Origin of the sequence: Streptomyces hainanensis, assembly GCF_004348415.1 — a bacterium.
Taxonomy (GTDB): Bacteria; Actinomycetota; Actinomycetes; order Streptomycetales; family Streptomycetaceae; genus Streptomyces; species Streptomyces hainanensis.
The window spans coordinates 1-7,488 of record NZ_SMKI01000397.1 but is presented as its reverse complement, the minus strand read 5'-3'; the positions used below and the strand labels follow the sequence as shown (position 1 = coordinate 7,488).

General features: G+C 73.3%; 8 protein-coding genes. 5 read left to right on the top strand and 3 right to left on the bottom strand.

What is annotated here, in order from left to right:
• The first annotated feature begins 128 nt into the window (after positions 1-128).
• The gene (locus tag E1283_RS28105; protein WP_243745157.1) at positions 129-611 is read left to right on the top strand and encodes a methyltransferase domain-containing protein; all 483 of its coding nucleotides are present in this window, start codon (positions 129-131) and stop codon (positions 609-611) included.
• A 31-nt stretch (positions 612-642) separates the two neighbouring features.
• Here E1283_RS28105 and E1283_RS28100 read toward each other — a convergent pair whose 3' ends face one another.
• Both E1283_RS28100 and E1283_RS28095 read right to left on the bottom strand, forming a co-directional pair.
• Entirely contained in the window at positions 643-924 is a 282-nt protein-coding gene (locus E1283_RS28100; RefSeq protein WP_132820970.1) for a DUF397 domain-containing protein, read from the bottom strand.
• 147 nt (positions 925-1,071) lie between these two features.
• The gene (locus E1283_RS28095; RefSeq protein ID WP_132820969.1) at positions 1,072-1,347 is read right to left on the bottom strand and encodes a hypothetical protein; all 276 of its coding nucleotides are present in this window, start codon (positions 1,345-1,347) and stop codon (positions 1,072-1,074) included.
• Between the two features lie 228 nt (positions 1,348-1,575).
• On the opposite strand from E1283_RS28095, the gene E1283_RS28090 reads away from it, so the two are divergent.
• The 4 genes from E1283_RS28090 to E1283_RS28075 all read left to right on the top strand — a co-directional run bounded on the left by E1283_RS28090 (position 1,576) and on the right by E1283_RS28075 (position 3,192).
• A complete protein-coding gene (locus tag E1283_RS28090; protein ID WP_132820968.1) occupies positions 1,576-1,983 on the top strand; it encodes a hypothetical protein in 408 nt (135 codons plus the stop codon).
• 34 nt (positions 1,984-2,017) lie between these two features.
• Positions 2,018-2,350, top strand: a complete 333-nt coding sequence (locus E1283_RS28085) for a WXG100 family type VII secretion target (protein ID WP_132820967.1) — start codon at positions 2,018-2,020, stop codon at positions 2,348-2,350.
• A gap of 19 nt (positions 2,351-2,369) precedes the next feature.
• Positions 2,370-2,669: a WXG100 family type VII secretion target gene (locus E1283_RS28080; protein WP_132820966.1), complete on the top strand. Its 300-nt coding sequence runs from the start codon at positions 2,370-2,372 to the stop codon at positions 2,667-2,669.
• 85 nt (positions 2,670-2,754) lie between these two features.
• Positions 2,755-3,192, top strand: a complete 438-nt coding sequence (locus E1283_RS28075) for a hypothetical protein (protein WP_132820965.1) — start codon at positions 2,755-2,757, stop codon at positions 3,190-3,192.
• Between the two features lie 173 nt (positions 3,193-3,365).
• On the opposite strand, the gene eccCa is transcribed toward E1283_RS28075, so the two are convergent.
• Positions 3,366-7,373, bottom strand: coding sequence for a type VII secretion protein EccCa (gene eccCa / locus E1283_RS28070; protein WP_132820964.1), 4,008 nt, complete (start codon positions 7,371-7,373; stop codon positions 3,366-3,368).
• Between the last annotated feature and the right edge of the window lie 115 nt (positions 7,374-7,488).

Here is a 7,488-nt window from a genome sequence, read left to right as displayed (position 1 = left end):
CTGGCCGCTGTCCTGGGCGGAGCCCGCGTCGTCGCAGCTGTCGTCGCGCCAGGCGCCGTCCTCCCAGATCCACCGGGCGCCGTCGTCGTCACCCGCGGAGTCCAGGGCCTCGATGCCGGTGGTGCCGGGTGGTCGCGGCCGACGTCTCCCCGGCCATGCTGGCCACCCTCCGCGACCGGGCCGCCGAGGCCGGACTGACCTCGCTGGAGTGCGCCCACGCCGGCTTCCTCAGCTACCACCACGAGGGCCCGCCGGCGGACGCCGTCCACACCAGGCACGCGCTGCACCAACTGCCGGACTTCTGGAAGGCCCTGGCCCTTGACCGCCTCGCCGCACTGCTGCGCCCCGGCGGCGTGCTCCGACTCCGCGACCTGATCTACGACTTCGAGCCCCACGAGGCCGAATCCGTCTTCACCGCCTGGCTCGCCGGCGCCGCCAACCGCGACCCCGCGGCCGGCTACACGGCCGACGACTACGCGGAACACATCCGCACCGAGCACAGCACCTACCGCTGGCTCCTCGAACCGATGCTCACCCGCGCCGGCTTCGACATCGTGGACACCGCCTTCGAGGGCCGGCTCTTCGGCACCTACACCTGCGTCAGGCGATAGGCGATAGGCGAGAGAGGAGAGGCGGGAGCCGTCAGGCGGCGGGCCCGGGCTCCTCGATGTCGAACTCCCCGTCCCGGGCGCCCAGCACGAACGCCTCCCACTCGGCGTCGGTGAACCGCAGCACCGTGTCCGGGTCCTTGGAGTTCCGCATCCCCACGCCACCACCGGGCAGGTACGCGATCTCCACCTTCTCGTCCTGCGGACCGTCGGGCGCGCTCAGCCACTCCACGCCGGAGATGTCGCGGGAGTACAGCTCGTCCCGCTCACGCTCCTTGCGCGCGGCGATCTCCTCCGGCGTCTCGGTCGTGGCCATCAGCGCACCTCCTCATCACACGGGCGATCGGCTCGGCCGGCCGCTGAACGGCGGCTCGGCGGCCTGTAGGTGATCGTACCGCAGCGCACGGTCACGAACCCCGGCCGCCCGGGCACCGGATGATCAGGCCGGCGATCAGGTCGAGGATCAGAAGGCGCGCAGCCACCAGTCGGTACCGAGCAACACCACGAAGCCGGCCACCAACACCGCCATCCCGAGCCGCGTTCGGCCCCGCCGGCTCATCTCGATGACCGACCCGGAGACCACGAAGGCGGCGCCGTACAGCCCGAGAGAGCGCAGCGAGGAACCGTCGCCGAGCTGGACGACGAGCAGGACCGCCATCGCCGCCATCGCCGCCGCGGCGATCCCCATGCGCAACCGCCGCGCCTGGCGCGGGGTGAGCCCCTGCTGTGTCGAAGTCACGACAGCAGCATAGGCGTTCGGTGACCGCCGTGTACGGGGCCTGCGCCGACGTGCTCGGGCGAGTACTCAGGGGCGTCTGAGCAGTTGAGCGGATCCCACGCGCCCCTGAACTCCCTGCCGTCGCCATGACGCTTGTTCCCATTCGCGTTGCCTGCGCGTGCTGCGACCGGTTTAGGATGGGTGGCCGTCGGTGATCGAGGGGGCACGACGTGTTGACGAGGGGGCGGGGTGACTGACGATCCACGCGTGGCCACCGGCCAGGGCGACCTGCACGTCGGCGACGGCGCGCTGGACGGCTTCGCCGGCCGGCTGGACGAGATCGAGGTGTCGCTTCGAGACGGCGGTATCACCACCTCCACCGTGGCCCGGCTGAGCCTCGACCACGCCAGCTTCGGCGCGGGGATGGCGTCGCTGAGCGACCTGCCCACGCGCTACGAGGCGGTGCGGGCACGGCTCGAGGGCTTCGTGCGGATGCGCCAGGAGGCCATGGAGGCACTCGGCATCGTGACGCTGCTGTCCGAGCGGGGCTACGAGGGCGTCGAGCTGGAGCAGCGGCAGCGCCTCCAGGCGATCATGGCGGGTTGGGAAGAGCGCTACGCGGCAGACCGGCCGGACGAGAACCCCGGCCAGCGGTGACGCGGCGCGATCGACGAAGAGAGGCACGTGAGGCATGTCGGACCCGAATCTGCGGTACAGCGCTGATGCGGTCGGCCAGCTGAAGAGCAGCCTGGCCGACGTGATCGGCGACCTCGGCGGCATCCGCGCCCAGGTGAGCGGCGCGAGCGCCGACACCCAGGCCGGGTGGACGGGTACCGCCGCCGCGGAAGCGGCCAGGGCGACCGCCGAGATGGACTCGATCCTCAGGAGGATGACGGACTCGCTGGAGAACCTCCGTCAGCTCGTCGAGATGAGCGCCGACGGTTTCACCACGGCGGAACAGGAACAGGCCGCGCAGATCCGGGCCGCCGCGGCCGGTCTCAACAACGGCATCGCGGGCCGCTGACCAGGGAGGGGCAGAGAACATGACCGATATCAGCGTGAGGTACCAGTCGCTCGTGTCGGGCTCCGAGGGCCTGACCCAGCAGGAGCGGGCGATGCTGGAGAAGATCGAGACCCTGCACGCCCAGCTCAGGGCCGTGGGCGCGGGCTGGACGGGCGAGGCCCACCGGGCGTTCCAGGAGAACATGACCGTCTTCACCCGGGAGTTGGAGAACCTGGCCCAGGTCCTCGGCCGGACGGGCATCCAGCTGTCCGACTCGGCGCTCGAGTACGCGGCGGCGGACCGCCGGGGCGCCGCGCGCGCCCAGCAGTGGACGCCCTGACGGCGGCCGTCGACATCGTTGGGACACGTGGGTGGCGCCGGCCGAGGGCCGGCGCCACCCACGCCGTTGGGGGAGGCCGCGAGGCATGTCGTTTCACCAGGAGTGGGCCGCGATCCAGGCCCGGGCCCAGGACGCGTCCGCGCGCACCAGGCTGAACGGCACCGGCGGCCGGGGCGGCGGCGACGAAGCCGACCTGGAGCTCCACAGCGCCGAGTTGACCGACATCCGGAACACCGCCGAGGCCCTGGCAGGCGACCTCGACACGGCCGGCCACACCGCCGAGAACCCCACGCGCGTGGCGGGCATCCTGCTGCGCACCCCGGGCTTCGAGACCGGGAACGCGCTGATCGAGGTGGCGACCCGGTGGCAGTCCCAGGCGGACGCGCTGCGCGACGCCTGCCTGCGCGTCTCCGGGCACCTCGAGGACACGGTGCGGACTCACACCGCCGTGGAACAGGAGACGGCGGCCGCCCTCCGCGACTCGACCACGGCCCTGAACCCCCGCCTCACCGGCGCGGTGTAGGAGGCTCCGCGCCCGGCTTCGAGGGCGACCCCGGCGCGACCCCGGCATGCCGGAGAAGGCGGCCACCACGGCCCGACCGGCCCGCGTCGCCCGTGTCGCCCGTGTCGCCCGCGCCGCCGGTGACGGCCACGTCACGGTGCCCAACCCGTCGGCCGGACGGCCGAGCCGCACCGTCACACCTCGGGCAGCCACCCCAACTGCACCAGCGGAGCGCCCCGGCGCCTGGAGACGAGCTGGGCGCGGCCAGGGGGGAGCGGGCGGGCACGGGCGCCGTGGAGGAGTTCGCCCTCCTTGGGGTCGCCGGAGAGGATGAGGCCCTGCGCGCCGAGGTCCCGCATGCGCTGGACGAGCGGGTCGAACATGGCGCGGGAGACGCCGGCGGCGTTCCTGGCGACGATCACGGAGATGCCCACGTCCCTGGCGTAGGGGAGGTGGGCGGCCAGCATGGCCAGCGGGTTCGCCGGCGAGGCGGCCGCGAGGTCGTGGTCGTCCACGATGACGAACATCCGAGGGCCGGACCACCAGGTGCGGGCGCGCAACTCCTCGATGGTGATGTCCTCCTTCGGCGCCCGCTTCTCGAAGAGGTAGACCAGCGAGCGGACATCGGTGTCCAGCTTGGCCTCGGTCGTCGCGTAGCCGCCGACGTACCGTTCCGGGGCGGCGGCCATCAGGGAGCGCCGGAAGTCGGTGATCGCGAAGACCGCGTCGTCGGGGCCGTGGCGCTCGGTGAGCTTCTGCATGATCAGCCGCAGCGCCGCCGTCTTGCCCGACTCGTTCTCGCCGACGACGAACAGGAACGGATCGCGGTCGAAGTCGACGAACACCGGCTCCAGGTCGGCCTCGCCGATGCCGATGGCGATGCCCCGGTCGGGCTGCTCGAAGCCCTTCGGCAGGTCGTGCGCCGACAGCCGGTCGGGCAGCGTCCGCAGCGCCGGCGCCTCCGGCCCGGCCCAGCCCTCGCGCACCCTGCCGATCAGCGCCGCCGTGCCGGCCGCGAGGTCCTCCGAGCCGGCCACCCCGTCCAGTCGGGGCAGGGCCGAGATCCAGTGCAGCCGATCCGGGGTCTGGCCGCGACCGGGCACGTCCGCCGGGATGGCCGCGGCGACCTTGCGGTCGAAGTCCGAGTCCAGCCGGTCGCCGAGCCGCAGTTCGAGACGGTTGGTCAGCTGGTCCTTGAGGGCCGGCCGCAGCTCCATGTAGCGGGCCGCCGAGATGACCAGATGGATGCCGTATCCGAGGCCACGCGCCGCGATGTCCGTGATCAGCGGCTCCAGCGTCATGTCGTAGTCCTGCCTGAACGCCGCCCAGCCGTCGATCACCAGGAAGACGTCGCCCCAGGACTCGTCCGCGAGCTGCCCGGTGCCGCGGGTGCGCCGGTAGGTGGCCATCGAGTCGATGCCGTGCCGGCGGAAGAACTCCTCACGGCCGGCCAGCACGCCCGCGACCTCGGCCACCGTCCGCCGCACCCGGTCCGGGTCGAGGCGGGAGGCGACGCCGCTCACGTGTGGCAGCCCGGCCATCGAGGCGAGGCCCCCGCCGCCGAAGTCGAGGCCGTAGAACTGGACCTCCCGTGGTGTGTGGGTCAGTGCGAACGAGGCGATCAGGGTGCGCAGCACGGTCGACTTGCCGGACTGCGGGCCGCCGACGATCAGCATGTGACCGCCGGCGCCGGAGAAGTCGCGGAAGAGGACCTCGTGACGCTGCTCGAACGGCTTGTCCACCAGGCCGAGCGGCACCGACAGCGTGCCGGACCGACCGGCGGCCTGGAGGCCGCGGCCCTCCGACACCCGCAGGTCCGGCAGGAGTTCGTCCAGCGTCGGCGCCGAGTCGAGCGGCGGCAGCCACACCTGGTGGGCCGCCGGGCCCTGGCCCTCGACCCGGCGGACGATCACGTCGAGGACCGAGTCGGCCAGCGGGTCGTCCACCGGTGCCGGTGCGGGCACCGGCACCCCGGCCGCCCCGGCCGCCCCGGCGGGCTCCGGCTCCTCGACGCGCACGGACGCGGGCACCGGTACCGGCAGCGGCACCGGATCGGCGGTGAAGACCACGGGATGACGCTGCGCCGGCCCCGGCCCGGCGGCCGCCGGCTGGGCCGAGGGCTCCCGGTAAGGCCCCGAGACGTAGGCCGCCTTGAAGCGGACCATCTCCTCGGTCCCGAACTTGAGGATGCCGGAGCCCGGGATCCGCGGCAGGTGGTAGGCGTCGGGCGTGCCGATCGCGGTGCGCGACTCGGCCGCCGAGAAGGTGCGCAGGCCGATCCGGTAGGAGAGGTAGGTGTCCAGGCCCCGCAGCCGGCCCTCCTCCAACCGCTGGGACGCCAGCAGCAGATGCACCCCGAGCGACCGGCCGATCCGGCCGATCTGGATGAACATGTCGATGAAGTCGGGCTTGGCCGTGAGGAGTTCGGAGAACTCGTCGATCACCAGGACCAGCGAGGCCAGCGGTTCGAGCGGGGCGCCGGCCGCCCTGGCCTTCTCGTACTCGTGCAGGTTGGCGTAGTTCCCGGCCGCCCGCAGCAGCTCCTGGCGCCGCTGCAACTCGCCGCGGATCGAGTCGCCCATCCGGTCGACCAGGGTGAGGTCGTCGGCCAGGTTGGTGATGACCGCCGACACGTGCGGCAGCCCGGCCATCCCCGTGAAGGTGGCGCCGCCCTTGAAGTCCGCCAGCACGAAGTTCAGCGTCTCCGACGTGTGGGTCACCGCGAGGCCGAGCACCAGGGTGCGCAGCAGCTCCGACTTGCCGGAGCCGGTGGCGCCCACGCACAGGCCGTGCGGGCCCATGCCCTCCAGCGCCGCCTCCTTGAGGTCCAGCATCACCGGCTGGCCCTCCTCGTCCACGCCGATCGGCACCCGCAGCCGCTCGCCCGCGCCGCGCGGCCGCCAGGTGCGGGCCACGTCCACCGCGGCCGGGTCGCCGAGGCCGAGCAGCTCGGCGAAGTCCAGGTCGGCGAGCAGCGGTTCGTCCTCGTCGGTGGCGGTGCCGAGCCGCAGCGGCGCCAGCTGCCTGGCCAACGCCTCGGCCGCCGGCGGCGACAGCGCGTCGGGCACCCCCTCGTAGTACGAGCCGTCCGGCGAGACGAGGCGCAGCTCCCCGGGGGCCGACCAGACGGTGAGGCCGGCCCGGGGCGCCGCGTCCTGGAGGCGGTCGCCCGGCCTGATCTCGACCACGGTGACGCCCTGGACGCCCTCGGCCGCCGCGAACGCCGAGTGCGGCGGCACCCGCACGCCGTCCAACAGCAGCACCACGTGCGGCTGGTCGAGCACCGGCTTGCCGCCGGCCGCGAACCTGCCACGCCCCTCGAGGTCGGCGGCGAGCCGCTCCTCCACCTCCAGCACCCCGCGGCCCGTCAGACGTCGGGTGCCCGCCCCGTCGAGCGCCGAGCACTGCGCGTGCGGCAGCCACTTGACCCACTCCCAGGCGCCGGCCGCCTCGGCCGAGGTCACCACGGCCAGCCGCACGTCCTCCGGCGAGTGCAGCGCCGTCAGCGAGGCGACCAGCGAACGGGCCGTCGACCTCGCCGCCGCCACCTCCCCGGTGACCGTCAGGTGGTAGAAGCCGCGCAGCGACACGGCGACCGGCAGGCCGCCCACCGTGCCGTGGGTGTCGAGGAAGCGGCGCATCGACCGGGCGGCCAGCGGTTCGAGCTCGTCGACCGGTGCCGACTCGGGGGCCACCAGCGGCGTCGCCAACTGGTGCTCGCCGAGACCGAGTCGGACCTGGCCGAAGTCCGCGTCCCCGGGCCGCCGCTCCCACACCCGGCTGCCCTCGGCCACCAGAGCCCACAGCTGCTCGGGCGCCGGGTGCAGGTACAACTGGGTGTCCCGCTGCTCGCGCGCCGTCCCACGCACCTCCTGCCGGGTACGCGCCAGGTACTTGAGGTAGTCCCGCCGCGGCTCCGCCATCTGCCCCTGGGTGCCGCGCCGGAACCGCACCACCATCGCGATCAGCATGCCGATCGTGGACACCAGCATCAGCAGGCCCATCACCCGCATCATGGGCGCCGCACCCGGCATGAAGAAGAACACCACCGACGAGCCCATGCCGAGCATCGGCACGATCTGCATCAGCACGCCCTCCTGCTGCCCCCTGGGCAGTTCGGGAGGCGGCAGCAGCCGCACGGGCTCGTCGGGAACCCGGTCAGGCAGCGACCTCGGCGGACGCTTGACCACGATCTGGCTCACGATCCCCCCTGTATCCCCCCACGGCCGCGACGGTTGGTAGCCGGCTGGTGTCGTGGGGCGACCGATCCTAGTGCAGGGGGTTTCACCCCCACCCGACCGCCGCCCTCTCCCCGCT